General features: G+C 68.6%; 12 protein-coding genes. 3 read left to right on the forward strand and 9 right to left on the reverse strand.

Going from position 1 to position 17198, the window contains the following annotated elements; all coding sequences use genetic code 11:
* Nucleotides 1–9 precede the first annotated feature (9 nt).
* The 6 genes from ACUH78_RS08535 to ACUH78_RS08560 form a co-directional block, all read right to left on the reverse strand.
* Nucleotides 10–1083 carry an ABC transporter permease gene (locus ACUH78_RS08535; protein WP_435749505.1) on the reverse strand — a complete coding sequence of 358 codons (1074 nt, stop codon included), beginning with the start codon at nt 1081–1083 and terminating at the stop codon, nt 10–12.
* Nucleotides 1076–2680 (reverse strand): ABC transporter ATP-binding protein, encoded by a 1605-nt coding sequence (locus ACUH78_RS08540; RefSeq protein ID WP_445333238.1) that lies wholly within the window; start codon nt 2678–2680, stop codon nt 1076–1078. The genes ACUH78_RS08535 and ACUH78_RS08540 overlap by 8 nt, the downstream gene beginning before the upstream one ends.
* 32 nt (nt 2681–2712) lie before the next feature.
* Nucleotides 2713–3522, reverse strand: coding sequence for a tetratricopeptide repeat protein (locus ACUH78_RS08545; RefSeq protein WP_445333239.1), 810 nt, complete (start codon nt 3520–3522; stop codon nt 2713–2715).
* Nucleotides 3523–3535: 13 nt separating this feature from the next.
* Nucleotides 3536–3775 (reverse strand): hypothetical protein, encoded by a 240-nt coding sequence (locus tag ACUH78_RS08550; RefSeq protein ID WP_320368277.1) that lies wholly within the window; start codon nt 3773–3775, stop codon nt 3536–3538.
* Nucleotides 3776–3888: 113 nt separating this feature from the next.
* Complete coding sequence (locus tag ACUH78_RS08555; RefSeq protein WP_320368278.1) at nt 3889–6762, reverse strand: adenosylcobalamin-dependent ribonucleoside-diphosphate reductase; 2874 nt, start codon at nt 6760–6762, stop codon at nt 3889–3891.
* A 163-nt stretch (nt 6763–6925) separates the two neighbouring features.
* The gene (locus ACUH78_RS08560) at nt 6926–7948 is read right to left on the reverse strand and encodes a cation diffusion facilitator family transporter (RefSeq protein ID WP_445333240.1); all 1023 of its coding nucleotides are present in this window, start codon (nt 7946–7948) and stop codon (nt 6926–6928) included.
* Between the two features lie 182 nt (nt 7949–8130).
* Between ACUH78_RS08560 and dsrO the strand changes: the two genes are divergently transcribed.
* The 3 genes from dsrO to ACUH78_RS08575 are packed head-to-tail and all read left to right on the forward strand — an operon-like array spanning nt 8131 to nt 13145.
* Nucleotides 8131–8904, forward strand: coding sequence for a sulfate reduction electron transfer complex DsrMKJOP subunit DsrO (gene dsrO, locus ACUH78_RS08565; RefSeq protein ID WP_445333241.1), 774 nt, complete (start codon nt 8131–8133; stop codon nt 8902–8904).
* Between the two features lie 22 nt (nt 8905–8926).
* Entirely contained in the window at nt 8927–10024 is a 1098-nt protein-coding gene (gene nrfD / locus ACUH78_RS08570) for an NrfD/PsrC family molybdoenzyme membrane anchor subunit (RefSeq protein ID WP_445333242.1), read from the forward strand.
* 25 nt (nt 10025–10049) lie between these two features.
* A complete protein-coding gene (locus ACUH78_RS08575; RefSeq protein WP_445333243.1) occupies nt 10050–13145 on the forward strand; it encodes a molybdopterin dinucleotide binding domain-containing protein in 3096 nt (1031 codons plus the stop codon).
* A gap of 6 nt (nt 13146–13151) precedes the next feature.
* On the opposite strand, the gene ACUH78_RS08580 is transcribed toward ACUH78_RS08575, so the two are convergent.
* From ACUH78_RS08580 to ACUH78_RS08590, 3 genes are all read right to left on the reverse strand, one after another.
* The gene (locus tag ACUH78_RS08580; RefSeq protein WP_435749495.1) at nt 13152–13781 is read right to left on the reverse strand and encodes a response regulator transcription factor; all 630 of its coding nucleotides are present in this window, start codon (nt 13779–13781) and stop codon (nt 13152–13154) included.
* 9 nt (nt 13782–13790) lie between these two features.
* Complete coding sequence (locus ACUH78_RS08585) at nt 13791–15662, reverse strand: sensor histidine kinase (protein WP_418363423.1); 1872 nt, start codon at nt 15660–15662, stop codon at nt 13791–13793.
* A 121-nt stretch (nt 15663–15783) separates the two neighbouring features.
* A complete protein-coding gene (locus ACUH78_RS08590) occupies nt 15784–17100 on the reverse strand; it encodes a methyl-accepting chemotaxis protein (RefSeq protein WP_445333244.1) in 1317 nt (438 codons plus the stop codon).
* Between the last annotated feature and the right edge of the window lie 98 nt (nt 17101–17198).

Below are 17198 nucleotides of genomic sequence, written 5' to 3' on the forward strand. Positions count from 1 at the left end.
GTTGCCTCCTCAGTCGCTCTGGGGCGCGCGGCGGCGTAGCCGCAGGCGGTAGTGGATGAACACGTCCGAGCCCAGCAGGAAGAACAGCAGCATGCCCTGGAACACCATCGAGATCGAGCTCGGCAGGTTGAGGTACTGCTGCGCCTGTTCGCCGCCGATGTAGAGCAGGGCCATCAGCAGGCTGGCGAGCAGGATGCCGAAGGCGTTGAGCCGGCCGACGAAGGCGACGATGATCGCTGCGAAGCCGTAGCCGCTGCCCACCTTGTCGGTAAGCTGGCCCATCGGCCCGGCAACCTCGCCCATGCCCGCGAGCCCCGCTGCCGCCCCGCCCAGCAGCAGGCCGACCCACACCATACGCTGCGCCGAGAAGCCCGCGTAGCGCGCTGCATCGGGCGCCTCGCCGGCCACGCGCATGCGAAAACCGGCGAAGCTGCGGTTCATGAAGGCGTAGCCGGCCACCAGTACCGCCAGCGCGAGCACGAAGCCGAAGTGCAGGCGGGTGCCCTCGAGCATCATCGGCATCAGCGCCGCGTCGCTGAACATGCGGGTCTGCGGGAAGTTGAAACCGTCGGGGTCCTTCCACGGCCCGAACACGAGCCAGGATACGAAGAGTTGTGCCACATACACCAGCATCAGCGACACCAGGATCTCGTTGGCGTTGAAGCGTGTGCGCAGCAGCGCCGGAATCGCGGCCCAGGCCGCGCCGCCGAGCGCGCCCGCCAGTACCATTGCCGGCAGCAGCAGGGCGCTTTCGGTGCCATCGAAAGACAGTGCCACCCCGGTTGCGGCCACCGCGCCGAGCATGAACTGGCCTTCGGCACCGATGTTCCAGACATTGGCGCGAAAGCCGATCGCCAGGCCGATCGCGCACAGCATCAGCGGCGTGGCCTTGAGCAGCAGCTCGGAGACGCCGTACAGATCCTTCACGGGATTGAGGAAAAAGATGCGGAAGCCTTCGGCCGGGTCCTTGCCGAGCGCGGTGAAGATCACCATGCCGCCGGCGAGGGTCAGTGCCACTGCGAGCAGCGGTGAGGCCCAGGACATCAGGCGTGAAGGTTCGGCGCGGGCTTCGAGTTCAAGCATCGGCGGGCTCCGTCGGCATGCCGGCGGGGGGTTGGTGTTCGAGGTCGGCTGCGGGCCACATGCCGCTCATCCACACGCCGATGTCTTCGAGCGTGGTGGTGGCTGCGGGGCGGGTGGGTGACAGCCGGCCCTGGGCGATGACGGCGATGCGGTCGCAGATCTCGAACAGCTCGTCGAGCTCCTCGGAGATGACCAGCACCGCACAGCCGCGGTCGCGCAGGTCGATCAGCGACTGGCGGATGAAGGTGGCGGCTCCCACGTCCACGCCCCAGGTAGGCTGGGCGCACACGAGCAACCTGGGCGCCTGCAGGATCTCGCGCCCGACGATGAACTTCTGCAGGTTGCCGCCCGACAGTGACTTGGCCGCCGCGTCGGGGCCGCCGCACTTCACGTTGAAGGCCGCGATGCATTGCCGGGCGAAGTCGCGCGCGCGCGCGAAGCGCACGAAGCCGCCGGCCAGCATGCCTTGCCCTCGTGCGGCGGTGAGCAGTGCATTGTCGGCGAGCGACATTCCGGGCACGGCGCCGCGGCCCAGGCGCTCCTCCGGCACGAAGCACAGGCCCAGCCTGCGCCGCTCGGCGGGCTTCAGACGGCCGGCTTCGACGCCGCAGATCTGCACGGGAAACTTCTCCGCCAGCACCTCCTCGCCCGAGATCGCGCGCAGCAGCTCCTGCTGGCCGTTGCCCGACACGCCGGCGATGCCGACGATCTCGCCGGCGCGCACGTCGAGGTGGATGTCCTCGAGGTCGGTGCCGAACGGGTCCTCGCTGGCGTGCGACAGGCCGGCCAGGCGCAGGCGCAACTCACCGTCGGTGTGTGCCGCGCCATGCACGCAGTGCGGGAGGTCCTTGCCGATCATCATGCGCGCCATCGACTGCGGCGTTTCCTGCGCCGGGATGCACTCGCCTGTGACCTTGCCGCCGCGCAGCACGGTGGCGGTGTGGCAGAGCTCCTGAATCTCGTCGAGCTTGTGGCTGATGTAGAGGATGGAACAGCCTTCCGCCGAGAGCTGGCGCAGGGTTGCGAACAGCTTGCGTACTGCCTGCGGGGTGAGCACCGAGGTAGGCTCGTCCATGATCAGCAGGCGCGGGTTCAGCAACAGGCAGCGGATGATTTCGACGCGCTGGCGCTCGCCCACCGAGAGCGCGTGCACACGACGGCGCGGATCCACCGGCAGGCCGTAGCGCTCGGAGACCTCCGTGATGCGCTGCGCCAGCGCGTCCAGCGCGGGTGCTCCGGGCAGGGCGAGGGCGACGTTCTCCACCACGGAAAGCGTCTCGAACAGCGAGAAATGCTGGAACACCATGCCGATGCCGAGACTGCGCGCATGCGCCGGGTTCTCGACATGCACCTCCGTCCCCTCCCAGAACAGGTGGCCTGCGCTCGGGCGGGTGACGCCGTAGATGATCTTCATCAGCGTCGACTTGCCCGCGCCGTTCTCACCCAGCACCGCGCGGATCTCGCCCGGTTGCACCGCGAGGTCGACCCCCTCGTTGGCCACCACCCCCGGATAGACCTTGCCGATGCCGCGCAACTGCAGTCGCGGTGCATCGGAAGGGAGGTGCGGCAGGGAAGACGGGGTGGGCTGGTTGGGCACGGGTTGGTGGCGGGGGGATGTTGTGAGCGCGCTCAGTCGCCTGCCGCCGGTGCGACGGGTTCTGCGGGCGCTGCAGTGCCGGGCTCGGCCATGGCGGGGGCGAGTTCGGCTTCATCGATCGACAGCGCCTGGGCGCGGCGCAGGTCTTCCGGATTCAGCTTCAGGGCGACGCTGTCGCGTTCGTGCACGCCCTCCATGTTCATGGCGGCAGCGGCACGATTGAACCAGACATAGGCTTCGACCGCATCGGGTTCCACACCGATGCCGCTGCGGTACAGGCGGCCGAACTCGACCATGCCCTCGGGGTCGCCTGCGCGTGCCGCCTCGCCGAGCCAGCGCGTGGCGAGCTCGAAATTCTGCGGTGTGCCGATGCCGCTGCGGTAGCGCTTGCCGAGCAGCACCATCGCGCCAGTGTGACCGGCGCCTGCTGCACGCTTGAGCCAGTTGCCGGCTTCCTCGCCCTTTCTGGCGTCACTGCCGGCCTCGGCGAGCAGGGCGCGGCCGAGGCGGAACTGCGCCTCGACGTCGCCGTCCTCGGCCGCGGCGCGGGTGGAGGTCGAGGTCGTTGCAGTGTCGGCCGCGGGCGGGGCGTCCTCGTCGAATGCGATGATCACGGTGGCCGCGAGGATGGCTGCGACCGCGGCGGCAGCGCCCACAGCAGCCCACATCGGCCAGCGTCGTCCGCTCCCCTGCGGGTGCACGGGCGCGAGGAAGCGGTCACCGCAGGCCGGGCAGCGGAATGGGTGCATGCCCGGATGGGCGGCGCGCTCCTCGTGCGAGCGCCAGCGGGATTTGCGGCACGCAGCCGCGGTGCAGGACGGGCAGCAGACGGAGGTGCTCATGCCGGCGGTCCGGTCAGCTCTTCCAGACGATCATGATCACCACGACCGCGATCACGAGCAGCAGCGTCGAGCCGCCAATGGTGGCGACGAGCGCATTCTCCACCAGCAGGCTGCGGCGTGCCGGCGCGTGGAAGCGGTGCACGCAGGACATGCAGCGCCAGGCGCGCTCGCCCTTGTGGGCGCGCTTCTCGTCTTCGGATTGCCAGGGAGATTCGCGACAGTCGGTGCCGTCGCAGCGTGGGCAGGTGGGCATGGGGGCTCAGACAGGTGCGGGCCGCTTGTGCGGCCCGCACCTGCACGATCTCGTTCGGACAGCCGCGATTATAGGCTATGAAGCCCCGGTGTCCGCTTCTGCCGCACGCGTGCTCAACCGCAGGTGCCGACCGCGCCGCAGGCGGTGCAGAAGTCGCACCCGTCCTTGCGGATCACCGTGTGGTTGCCGCACTCGCTGCACAGCGCGCCCTGCATCAGCTTGGGCTCGCTTTCGTCGCGCGGCGACTCGAGGATGCCCATCTCGCGCGTCGGGTAGCCGCGCTCGTCGAGCACGCCGAGCATGGCGTAGCGGTGGATGATGAGCTGTGCCAGGTAGGCGACCGTGCTGGGCCAGTTCTGCTGGCGGCGGGTGCCAGGCACGAAGGCCATGAAGTCGCCCAGCGGCTCGGGGTAGTCGAGCAGCTTGCGCAGCTTCATGCCGATCCAGGCCGGGTCCATGACACGCATGTCGAGCGACAGGATGCGGGTCAGGCCGTCCAGGGCGCGCGGGTAGTTGCCCGACAGCCACACCGAGTACGGGCGGGTGACGCCGTCCGGCAGGGTGATCTCCTTCAGGCCGAGGACGAAGTCTTCACCGGTGGCCGGGTTGTAGATGTCCACCGTCCACGACAGCGTGCCGTCGGTGCCGGTCTTGGGCTCCTCGAGGCTGAACAGGGTGTCGAGCACGCCGTTGCTCTCGTCTTCCTTGTCGAATACGCCGAGCTTCTCGCAGCGGTAGTTCACCGCCTGGGCGAAGGCCGACACCACGCCGGGCACCAGCTTCTTCTCGCCGTGCGGCGGGAAGGGCATCTCGAACGAACGCTCGCCGACGGTGCGGGCCAGCGTGTCGAGCTTGAGCTTGAGCCAGCCCCGGTCGTTGGCGCGCATGTCCATCGACAGGGTCTTTGCGACTGCGCCGAGGCCGCGCGGCTGGTCGGCGCCGTTCACCCACACCTCGAACGGGAAGCTGCCGCCGTTGTTGCCCACCTGGCCGACGAACAGCGCAAAGCCGCCGGACGGGGTGTTGAGCATGTAGGTCCAGGCCAGGTTGCCATCGGGCAGGTCCGGGCGGCCGGGCCAGCGCAGGCTGGAGAGTACCGGTGCCGGCAGGTTCTTGATCGACAGGCGCTTGTTGGCGTCGGCGATCTCGACGTCGTGCGGCTGCTTCTGTTCGGCGGTCGGTGTGACCGACAGCACCGAACCGAGCACGTTGTTCGGGCGGTAGGTCGCAAGACCCTTCAGGCCGGCCTTCCACGCGGTGAGGTAGAGGTCCTCGAATTCCGCGTAGGGGTAGTCCTCGGGCACGTTCACCGTCTTGGAGATCGACGTATCGATGTAGGGCGCGACCGCGGCGACCATGTCCTTGTGCGCCTGCGCGGAGATCTCCAGTGCGGTGACGAAGGATTCCGGCAGCTTGTCGACGTTGCCGCCGAGGTGGCGGTACAGGCGCCACGCGTAGTCCTCGACCGCATACTCCTTGAAGGTGCCGTCGGCCATGCGCTTGCGGCGGGTGTAGGTGTAGGAGAAGGGTGGCTCGATGCCGTTCGAGGCGTTGTCGGCGAAGGCTAGGCTGATGGTGCCGGTGGGCGCGATCGACAGCAGGTGCGAGTTGCGGATGCCGTGCTTGCGGATCCTGTCCTTCACGTCGGCGGGCAGGCGCGAGGCGAAGTTGCCACCCGACAGGTACAGGTCGGCGTTGAACAGCGGGAAGGCGCCGCGCTCCTTGGCCAGGTCGGAAGAGGCGAGGTAGGCCCGGTTGCGCATGAACTCGGAGATCTTGCGCGCTTCCTCGCGGGCCTCGGGCGTGTCGTAGCGCTGGCCGAGCATGATCAGCGCGTCACCCAGGCCGGTGAAACCCAGACCCACGCGGCGCTTGGACTGCGCTTCGGCATGCTGCTGCTCGAGCGGCCAGTGGGTGGCTTCGAGCACGTTGTCGAGCATGCGGATGGAGACGTCGACCACCTTGCCGAAGCCGGCGTAGTCGAACTCGGCCTTGTCGCTGAACGGGTTCTTGACGAAGGGCGTCAGGTTGATCGAGCCCAGGCAGCAGCAACCGTAGGGCGGTAGCGGCTGTTCGGCGCAGGGGTTGGTGGCCTCGATGGTCTCGCAGTAGTACAGGTTGTTGTCCGCGTTCATGCGGTCGAGGAACAGGATGCCCGGCTCGGCGTGGTCGTAGGTCGAGCGCATGATCTGGTCCCACAGATCGCGCGCGCGCACCTTGCGGTACACCCACATGCCGTCGTCGCGCTGGTAGGCGCCGGCCTGCTTCAGTTCTTCGGTGGGCTCGGCCTTGTGCGCGAGCTCGACGAAGCCATCGGCCTCGACGGCCTGCATGAAGGGGTCGGTGACGCCAACCGAGATGTTGAAGTTGGTGAGGTCGCCTTCGTCCTTGGCGTGGATGAATTCCTCGATGTCCGGATGGTCGCAGCGCAGCACGCCCATCTGCGCGCCGCGGCGCGCACCCGCCGACTCGACCGTCTCGCACGAGCGGTCGAACACGCGCATGTAGGACACCGGGCCGGAGGCGTTCGAGGCCGTGCCCTTCACCAGCGCGCCCTTCGGGCGGATCGACGAGAAGTCGTAGCCGACGCCGCCGCCGCGGCGCATGGTCTCGGCGGCCTGGGCGAGCGCGGTGTAGATGCCGGGGCGGCCGTCGACCGCCTCGGTCACCGAGTCGCCCACGGGCTGCACGAAGCAGTTGATCAGCGTGGCGGCCAGCGTGGTGCCCGCGGCGCTGTTGATGCGGCCGGCAGGTACGAAACCCTTTTCCTGCGCCTCGAGGAACTTTGCCTCCCAGTGGGCGCGCTTGTCCTCGGACTCGATCGTGGCGAGCGCGCGCGCGACGCGGCGACGCACTTCGGCGACGGTCTGCTCGTCACCCTTGGCGTATTTCTCGACGAGGACCTCGCCCGAGATCTCCTGCATCGGCAGGTTGGCTGCGGTGGGCTTGGCGCCTTGCGGTGTGGAGGTGCTGGTGGTCTCGCTCATGGTCTTCTTCTTCGTCCTTGGTAGGCGTGGGAACGGACGAAAGAATAGCGCGTAAGCGTGCGCAGTGCAAAAAAATAAAATCGTTTATAAACAGTTAGTTATACGTTTTGCTTGTGTTTTCAATGTTTTGCACGCACTAGATCTAGTAGCTCTTGAAGAGGGGTTATTTGCTCGAAAACCCAGTATTCATGCGGGTTTCGGAGGCGGCGCGCGGGACGAAAAGCAAGGGGTGCGCAGGGGGTAGTTCGGGCTGGAGCGTGACGTGTTCGATGCCGAAGCGCTCGCGCAGCAAGGTCTGCAGGGCCGCGAGTGCCTCGGGCCAATGTACAGCGGCGTCGAGCACGACGTGCGCGGAGAGCGCGGTGCGGTGCGAGTCCAGGCTCCAGATGTGCAGGTCGTGCACCGAGCGCACCCGCGGCACGGCTGCCATCGCCTGTCCGACCTCGGGCAGGGACAACTGCTCGGGGACGCCTTCGAGCAGCGTGTTGAGCACCTGGCGCAGCAGGGATAGCGTGGAAAAGAGGATCAGGCCGCAGATCAGCATGGTCAGCAGCGGGTCGATCGGGGTCCAGCCGGTGTAGAGGATCACGATGCCCGAGGCGAGCGCGGCGACGGAGCCGAGCAGATCGCCCACCACATGGAGCAGCGCGCCGCGGGTGTTCAGATCGCCTTCGCCGCGGGTGAGCAGCCAGGCCACGGCGAGGTTCAGGGCCAGGCCGCCGATCGCGACCAGGATCACTGCCTCGCCCGCCACCGCGCGCGGCGTCAGCAGGCGCTCGACCGCATGCCATACCAGGCCGCCAACCACAGCGAGCATGAAGAGCGCGTTGACCAGCGCAGCGAGCGCCTCCACCCGGCGCAGGCCGTAGGAATGGCGCACGCTCGGCGCGCGCTGCGCCACCCGGGCCGCGATCGCGGCCAGGCCGAGCGACATCGCATCGGTGAGCATGTGCCCCGCGTCGCCCAACAGCGCGAGCGAGCCCGACCACCATCCCGCGACGGCCTCGACCGCTGCAAAGCCCAGCGTGAGTGCGAGTGCCAGTGGCAGGAAGCGGCTTGCCGAGTGGTCGTGGTGGTGGTGGCCTTGCGGTCCATGGCTGTGACCGTCATGAACGCCGCCATGCTGATGGTGGGCGGGGTGCTCTTCGGGCTCTTGGTCGGGACCGTGCCCGGGGTGGGTAGGCATCGTTGCGCGCTCTCGAGGGAAAACCTGGCCGATTATGCCCCTCCCGCGGCTACGCCGGCATTGCGGGCGGCGGTCGGCACAATAGGTAAAACCATCTAGCCCCCTGCCTCATCTCCCCAATTTCTGTAGGGGTATCGAAAGCCTAGAGTGGCACCCACGCCAATGGCTCGTGGAGTACTGCAATGAACAAGGCTTTCCCGTCCCCCAATCCCGCTGCCTGTGCCGGCCCGGCACCGGTCTCGGTCTCGCGCCGCAACTTCCTGCGCGGCGTGCCCGTCGTCACGGCCGCCGCGGCGATGGCGCCGGCGCCAGCGATCGCCGCCACCGGCAAGCAGCAGTGGGCGATGTTGATCGACGTGCGCAAGTGCATCGGCTGCCAGGCCTGCACGGTGTCCTGCATCCAGGAAAACGCGGTGCCCGAGGGCAGCTTCCGCACCGTGGTGTCGACCTACAGCGTCAAGCTCACCGACAGCGCCCAGCCCGCCGGCACCTACGTGCTGCCGCGCCTGTGCAACCACTGCGACAACCCGCCGTGCATCCCGGTGTGCCCGGTGAGCGCCACCTACAAGCGCGAGGACGGCATCGTCGCGGTCGATGGCGACCGCTGCGTGGGCTGCGCCTACTGCGTGCAGGCCTGCCCCTACGACGCGCGCTTCATCAACCACGAGACCAACAAGGCCGACAAGTGCACCTTCTGCGCCCACCGCGTGGATGCCGGCCTGCTGCCCGCCTGTGTCGAAACCTGCGTCGGCGGCGCGCGCATCTTCGGCGACGTCAACGACGCCGAGGGCGAGCTCGCCCGCCGGCTCAAGGAAGCGCAGCCGCAGCTCAAGGTCCTCAAGCCCGAGCTCGAGACCGCGCCGCGGGTGTTCTACATCGGCCTGGACGAGCGCTTCACCGGCAAGGTCGAGGGCCAGGGCACGCTGTGGAAGCCCCGCAACCTGCCGCACGCCTGAACCGCACGCGAGGAGATCCATCATGAACCCGAACATCGTCGAAACCATCAACGTCGCGCGCGAAGTCGCGTGGCTGCCGTGGGCGGTGCAGTACTTCTTCCTCATCGGCCTGTCCTATGGCGCTTTTCTGCTGTCGCTGCCCGGCATCGTCTTCCGCCGCCCGGGCTGGGCCGGCATCTCGCGCCTGGCGCTGCTCGGCGCGCTGGTGTGCGGCCTGGCCGCGCCGGTGGCGCTGCTCGCCGACCTGCATCAGCCGGGTCGCTTCTGGCACTTCTACGCGTACTTCACGCCGAGCTCGTGGATGTCGTGGGGGGCGTTCTTCATCCCGGTGTATCTGGGCGGGCTGCTGGTGTACGCCTGGCTGGCCCTGCGGCCGGAGCTGGCGCGCCATGCCGCGAGCGGCGGCAAGCTCGCCGGGCTGGCGGGCGTGCTCGCCTACGGCGGCCATGAGAGCCGCGGCGCGCTGAAGGCGGCGGCGCTGCTGGCCTTCGTCGGCGCCGCGCTGGTCGCGCTCTACACCGGCGCCGAGGTTGCTGTGGTGCAGGCGCGTCCACTGTGGAACACGCCGCTGCTGCCGCTGCAGTTCGCCGTCACCGCCTTTGCCGGCGCCGTGGGCCTGGCCCTGCTGTTCAACCGTTTCGGCCCGCGTGACGCGGCCGCGAACCACCGCATGGCCGGCGTGCTGGCCGCGAGCCAGGTGGCGGCGCTGGCGGTGGGGGCGCTGTGGCTGGCGCTGGGCCTGAGCGGGATCTCGCCGGTCCATGCCCAGGCCCTGGCCGAAGTCGGCCCCTCGGCCAACTGGCAGGTCTCCGCGCTGTGGGCGGTGGCCGCCACCGTGCTCACCCTGGTGCTGGCGTGGAAGTGGCCCGGCTCCGGCCTGCTGATCGGCCTGCTGGCGCTGCACTCGGCGTGGATGATGCGCTGGTCCATCTTCATCGGCGGCCAGGAAGTGCCCAAGACCGGCGCCGGCTACTACAGCTATTCGCTCCCGCTCGGCCCCGAGGGCCTGATGGGCATCGTCGGCACCGCCGGGCTGTGGGTCTTCCTCTTCATCCTCATCACCACCTTGCTGCCGCTCGACCGCCTCGCGGCCGGCAACACCGACAAGGCTGCCGCCTGAGCGCGGGCGACCAAGGAGAAACATCATGAAAATCGAACGTCGTGAAATCGTCGCCGCCGGTGGCCTGGCCGCCTTTGCCGCCGGCTTCTCGCAGACCCTGGGCCGCATGGTGTCCAACTTCACCGGTCCTGAGGACAAGAAGATCGCCGAAGGCCGCCACATCCACGGCCGCTCGGCCGAACCGGAATACAGCGTCGATCCGGTGACCGGCGAATTCACCCCCAACCCCAATCAGCAGGTCAGCTACACCGCCTGCCTCGGCTGCACCACGCAGTGTGGCGTGCGCGTGCGGGTGGACAAGACCAGCGGCCAGGTCATCCGCGTGGTCGGCAACCCCTACAGCCCGCTGTCGACCGAGCCCCACCTGCCGATGAAGGTGTCGGTGAAGGAGAGCCTGATCGCCCTGTCGCGCTTCCAGGACCAGGGCCTGGCCGGGCGCTCGACCGCCTGCGGGCGCGGCAATGCGGCGATGGACCAGATGAACTCGCCCTTCCGTGTGCTGACGCCGCTGAAGCGCGTCGGTCCGCGCAACGCAGGCCAGTGGCAGCCGATCTCCTTCGAGCAATTGGTGAAGGAGGTGGTCGAGGGCGGCGACCTGTTCGGCGAGGGCCACGTCGAGGGCCTGGCCGCGCTGCGCGACCTCGAGACCCCGATCGACCCCGAGGCGCCCGAGCTCGGCAAGCGGGTGAATCAGGTGGGCGTGCTCACCAGCGTCAATGACGGCCGCGAAAACTTCAGCCGCCGCTTCTGGAACCAGTCCTTCGGCACGCTCAATCACGTCGGCCACGGCTCGTACTGTGGCGGCGCCTACCGCTCCGGCTCGGGCGCGCTGTTCGGCGATCTCAAGAAGATGCCGCACGCCAAGCCCGATCTGTCGAACGCCGAGTTCGTGCTTTTCATCGGTACCGCGCCGGGCAACGCCGGCAACCCGTTCAAGATCTTCGGTTCCAAGCTCGCCAAGGGCCGCGCCGCGGGGCGGCTGGACTACGTGGTGGTCGATCCGGTGCTGAACAATTCGAACAACCTTGCCGCCGCTGATCATGGGCGCTGGGTGCCGATCCGCCCGGGTTCCGACGGCGCGCTGGTGATGGGCATGATGCGCTGGATGTTCGACAACGATAAGGTCAATGCCGCCTACCTCGCGTGGCCCAACCTCAAGGCCGCGCAAACCGCCGGCGAGCCGTCCTTCACCAACGCCGGCTGGCTGGTGATCGCCGAGGAAGGGCATCCGCGCCAGGGCCGCTTCGTGCGCGGCTCGGACATCGGCATGGAAGTCGCCGCCGAGGACAGGTACAAGGACACCGACCCGTATGTGATCGCCACCGCCAGCGGCGAACTGGTCGCGGCTGAGACCGCAATGGTGCCGGCCGTGCTCGAAGCCACGCGGGTGATCGAGCTCGGCGGCAAGCCGGTGACGGTGAAGACGCCCTTCGAGCTGCTGCGCGAATCTGCGCGCCGCTTCGCGCTGGCGGAGTATTCCGCTGCCTGCGGTATTGCGGAAGCAGTCATCGCCGGGCTGGCCGAGGAGCTCACGCGCCACGGCCGCAAGGCGAGCGCGGTGGCGCATGGCGGCATGATGGCCGGCAACGGCTTCAATAACGCCTATGCGGTGGTCACGCTCAACGCGCTGATCGGCAACCTCAACTGGAAGGGGGGCTTCATCGTCAATGGCGGTGGTTTCAAGGACAACGGCGCCGGCCCGCGCTACGACCTCGCCGGCTTCCCCGGCCAGGTCAAGCCCGCTGGCACGCCGATCGGGCGCAACGTGCCCTACGAGCGCTCGAGCGAGTTCAAGCGCCGCCAGGCCGAGGGCAAGCCCTATCCGGCCACCGACGCCTGGTTCCCCAACGCGCCGGGCCTCGGCACCGAGTGGTTCACCGGCGCGCTGCGCGGCTACCCCTACACGCTCAAGGCGCTGGTGCTGTGGAGCTGCAACCCGCTCTACGGCATCCCCGGCATCCGCCCGCTGATCGAGGACGGCCTCAAGGATCCGAAGAAGCTGCCGCTCATCATCGCGGTCGACCCGCTGATCAACGAGAGCAACGCCTTCGCCGACTACATCGTGCCCGACTCGATCATGTACGAGAGCTGGGGCTTCCCGGCGCCGTGGGCGGGCATCCCGACCAAGGCCACGACCGCGCGCTGGCCGGTGGTCGAGCCCAAGGCCGCGACCACCGCCGATGGCCAGCGCATCGGCATGGAGACCTTCTACATCGCGCTCGCCAAGGCCATGGGCCTGCCCGGCTTCGGCGCCGACGCGATCGCCGACATGGACGGCAAGCGCTACCCGCTCGATCGCGCCGAAGACTGGTATCTGCGCGGCGCGGCCAACATCGCCTTCGCTGGCAAGGCGCCGGTGGGTGACGCCACCGACGAGGATATGGCACTCACCGGGGTCGAGCGCATCCGTCCGCTGATGGAGGCTACGCTGAAGCCCGAGGAGTGGCGCAAGGCGGCGATGATCTTCACCCGCGGCGGGCGCTACCAGGGCGCTGGCGAGGCGCAGGATGCCGAGCACCCCGAGTGGCAGACCAACCGCTTCAACAAGCCGCTGTGGGTGTGGAACGAGCTCATCGGCACCGCGCGCAACACCATGACCGGCCAGCGCAGCAGCGGCTGCGCGACCTGGATGCCGCCATCCTTCTTCGACGGCACGCCGATGCGCGAGATCCACACCGAAGCCGATTGGCCGCTGCAGGTGGTGAGCTACAAGTCTGCGCTGCAGAACTCCTACAGCATCGCCACCCGCATCACCGGCCTGCATCCGGACAACCCGGTGATCGTGCATCCGGCCGACGCCGGAAAGCTCGGTCTTGCCACCGGCGACAGCGCGCGCATCCGCACCCCGGGCGGCGCGGCCGAGTGCACCGTGATCGTGCATGAGGGCGTGATGCAGGGCGTGATGGCGATCGAGCACGGCTACGGCCACCGCGAGCTGGGCGCGCGTGCGCACCGCCTCGGCGATCAGATGCAGCCCGATCGCCCCGACCTGCGCGCCGGCATCAACCTCAACGACCTCGGCCTCACCGACCCGACCCGTGGCGACAAGGTCATCTGGGTCGATTCGGTGTCCGGGACCGCAGTGCGCCAGGGCCTGCCGGCGCGGCTCGAGCGGGTGTGAGCGCCTTCAGTCCAGCGCCGCCGGGTTCGCGCGCAGCATCAGGCGCGCGAGCTCGGCGGCGCTGCCGACCCCGGTCTTCTCCATGACGTGATGACGGTGCACATGCACTGTCTTTTCGCTGATGTCGAGTTCACGTCCGACCAGCTTGTTGGGCAAGCCCAGCGCGACCAATCGCGCCACTTCCATTTCACGTGGTGAAAGGCGTTCGAGCAGGGACTTCGCCTCCTCTGCGCGTGCCATCTGCTCGCGCGCCTCGCAGCCGAGCTTGACCGCGCGCCCGACGGCGTCGATCAGCGCCTGATCCTTGAACGGTTTCTCCAGGAAGTCGCAGGCGCCGTTCTTCATCGCCTGCACCGCCAGCTCGACGTCGCCATGGCCGGTGATGAACACGATCGGTGCCTGCCAGCCGCGCTGGCGCAGCTGCTGCTGCAGTTCCAGCCCGCTCATCATCGGCATGCGGATGTCGAGCACCAGGCAGGCGGTGGCGCCGGGCTCGGGCGTGGCGGCGAGAAAGTCCTCTGCCGACGCATGGCTGGCTACGGTCCAGCCCATGGACTCGAGCAGGAACACCAGCGAGCGGCGAAAAGCGGCGTCGTCGTCGATGACGTGGATCAGGAGGTCTTCGGGTACGGTCATGGTCGGATCTTATGCGCTGGGGGCCTCGATGGACGCCGCTCCATGCGCGGACGGGGAGAGCGGAAGGCTGAGGATGAAGGTCGCGCCGACGGCGCCCAGGGCCGTGTCCGCGGATGCGTTGGCAGGGTCGTGCGGGGGGGCGTCGGGCGCGGTGTCTGTCGCGGTGTCGCTGGTCGCCACCGCGAGCCGCCCGCCGTGCGCCTCGGCGATGCTGCGGCAGATCGACAGGCCCAGTCCCAGACCGTCGGCCTTGGTGGTGAAGAAGGATTCGAACAGCTGCGCGCGCGCAGTCTCGTCCAGCCCGCTGCCGTAGTCGCGCACCCGGATGTGCAGGCTGCCCGCAGCCGTCTCGAGCCGGATGTCGATGCGCTGGCGCTCGGCCGGCAGCCCGCGGCTGGCGTCCCAGGCGTTCTTGAGCAGGTTGAGCAGCACCTGCTGGATCTGCAGGCGATCCACCTCGATGTGCAGGCCGGGTGGCAGGGCGTCGTCGACCGCGACCGGCGGCGCGTGCGCGAGCATGCCACGGAAAAGGGTGACGGCCTCGTCGACCAGCTCGCGCGGGGCCACCTCCTCGCGGCTTGCGGTGCGCTTGCGTGCGAAGGTGCGGATGCGGCCGAGGATGCCGGCGGCGCGCTCGGCCTGGCCGGCGATCTCGCCCGCGGCCTCGCGCACCGCGGCTTCGGTCAGGCGCTGGTTGTCGGCGCGGCGCACCAGGCTGTTGGCGTAGTTGGCGATCGCGGCCAGCGGCTGGTTGAGTTCGTGCGCGAGCGTGCCCGAGAGCTCGCCCAACACCGAGAGGCGCGACAGGTGTTCGGCCTGCTCCTGTGCGCCGCGCATGCGCGCTTCCATCGCCTCGCGTGCAGCGAGTGCATCGCGCAGTGCGGCGGTACGTGTCTGGACGAGATATTCGACCCGCACCGTGTACAGAATCCAGCCCAGGATCAGCAGCGCGAAACCGCCCACCCAGGGCCAGTAGCGTTCGGCCAGCACCATCAGCGTGGGCGCGCGAAGGTAGGCGTAGGGGCCGATCTCGAGGCGGCGAAAGAGCGCGTGTACCGACTGGTAATCGGCCGGTACCGACCAGGCGAGGCCGTCTCGCTCGGCGCGCATGCCCAGCAGCGCAATGGCGACCGTGCGCGACAGCTCGGGCGGGGTATGGCGCAGCGCGGCGAGCGGCCAGTCTGGGTAGAGCGGCGTCGAGGTCGCACACGGGAAGCCCGCTTCGTCGCGCGGTGAGAGCACGCGGAAGCGCGCTGCCCAGTCGGGGTGCTGCTCCAGCAGGCAGCTTCGCAGTACGCCTGCATCCGCCAGGCCGGCGTCGATCGCGTCGACCACGCCGCCCATCGGGAAGCCGACTTCATGCAGTGCGGCCAGATCCACTTCGGGTTCGATGCCGAGCGCATCGAGCTCGCCCCATACCAGCTGATATCCACCGAAGCCGCCGCGTCCGACGATTGCGAGCCGGCGCCCGCGCAGATCCTCCAGGCCTTGCAGCGTGCTGGCTTGGGGCACGATCACCGCCGAGCCGAGCGCGCGCTGCGGCGGGCGCTCGCCGCCGACGTCCAGGGTGAGGATGCGGCTTGCCCCGAGCGAGGCCTCTAGTTCGACGTAGTGGCCCGGGTTCGTGATGACGAAGTCGAGCTCGCCCCGCTGCGCGGCTTCGCGCAGTCCCGCGTGGTCGAGCTGGTGCAACTCGGGCGTGAAGCCCGGCAAGGTCGCTTGCAGCCGGCGCAGGACCGGCGTCCATTCTTCCACTGCCGCGTCCGCCCCCAGGAAGGCCAGGACGCCGACGCGCACCGGTTTGCCCGGGGAGGTGGCGCTGGAAAGTGCGCTTGCAGCAAGCGCCAGCGCGGCGAGGAAGAAACGGATCAGTGGCGGCATCCGCACAAAATTCGCCCTTTATGGCGTGCGCGTCAAGCTCGGGCGCAAGGGCTCGGATGCTGCTGCGCCGGGAGGTGTGCGCCCGTCTTGGTGTTTTGGGCGCGGGCCTCCGGGCCTGGGCTTAGCGCTGCAACAGCTCGGAGAACCCCTCGACCGCGCTCACCACCTCCATCGCGCCCTTGCGGATGCCGGCGATGACGTCGCCGGCCTCGCCGGCCAGGCCGGCGCTCGAGGTGGCGCTCGCGTGCATCTCGTTGACACGGCTGATCGCCTGCCGGGTTCCATCCTGCACCATGGTGATCATGCCGGTGATCTCGGTGGTCGCGCTCGAGGTGCGCTCGGCGAGCTTGCGCACTTCGTCGGCGACCACGGCGAAGCCCCGCCCGTGCTCGCCGGCGCGGGCAGCCTCGATTGCGGCGTTCAGCGCGAGCAGGTTGGTCTGGTCGGCGATCTCGCGGATGGTGTTGACGATGGAGGTGATCTGGGCGGTCTCCTCTCCGAGCTCGCCGATGGTCCGCGCTGCCCCCTCGGCGCTGGTGGCGATGGTGCTCATCTGTGCGGTGGCGCGGGTGATGACGTTTGCGCCGCTGTCGGCGAGGTGGGCACTCTCGCGAGCGATTCGCAGCGCCTCGGTGGCCTTGTTCACTTCCTCCTCCAGCGCTTCGATGCGGGCGGTGATGTCGGAAGCGAGCTTGATGACCTTGCAGGGTTTGCCGTCGGCGCCGACCACCGGGTTGTAGTTCGCCTCGAGCCATACGTTCCGGCCGCCGTGGGCGATGCGCTGGAAGCGGCCGGCGGCGTAGTGCCCCTGGCGCAAACGTTCCCAGAAGCGGGCGTAGTCGGGCGAGTCCACGTGCTCGGCGGTGCAGAAGATGCGGTGATGGCGGCCGACGACCTCCTTGCGCGCGTAGCCCATCACGCGCAGGAAGTTCTCGTTGGCGCCGAGGATGTTGCCTTCCAGGTCGAACTCGATCATGGCCATCGAGCGCTCGATGGCGTCGAGGATGGCGCGTCGTTCGGCGCCTTCCTGCACCCGGGTGGTGACGTCGGTGGCGAGCTTGACGACGCTCACGACCTCGCGCTGCGGCCCGAGCACAGGGTTGTAGGTGGCTTCCAGCCAGACCGGGTTGCCTGCGGCGTCCTGGCGCAGGAAGCGGCCGTACACCGGCTCGCCGTTGCGCAGCCTTCGCCAGTGCTCGGCATACTCCGGTGCGGACGCTACGGCCTGGCTGCAGAACAGGCGGTGGTGCTGGCCGATGACCTGCTCGCGGCGATACTTCATCGCGGCGAGGAAGGGGTCGTTGACTGCGGTCACGATTCCATCGGGCGAGAACTCGATGCGCGCAGTCGAGCGGTCGATTGCGTCGATGAGCGCCTGCTGGTGCACGATCCGAGCAGCCTGCTCGTCGACGGTCTTCTTCAGTTTGCTGTTGAACATTCGGGGTGCCGTGGAAGGGTCTGCGTCGGGAGGGGGGGCGAGCATGAATGTACGTCGATATTCTTATCGGCCTGTGGAAGGGTATCTTTAACGCGGCA

The organism is Thauera sp. ZXT1-4 (assembly GCF_052598215.2).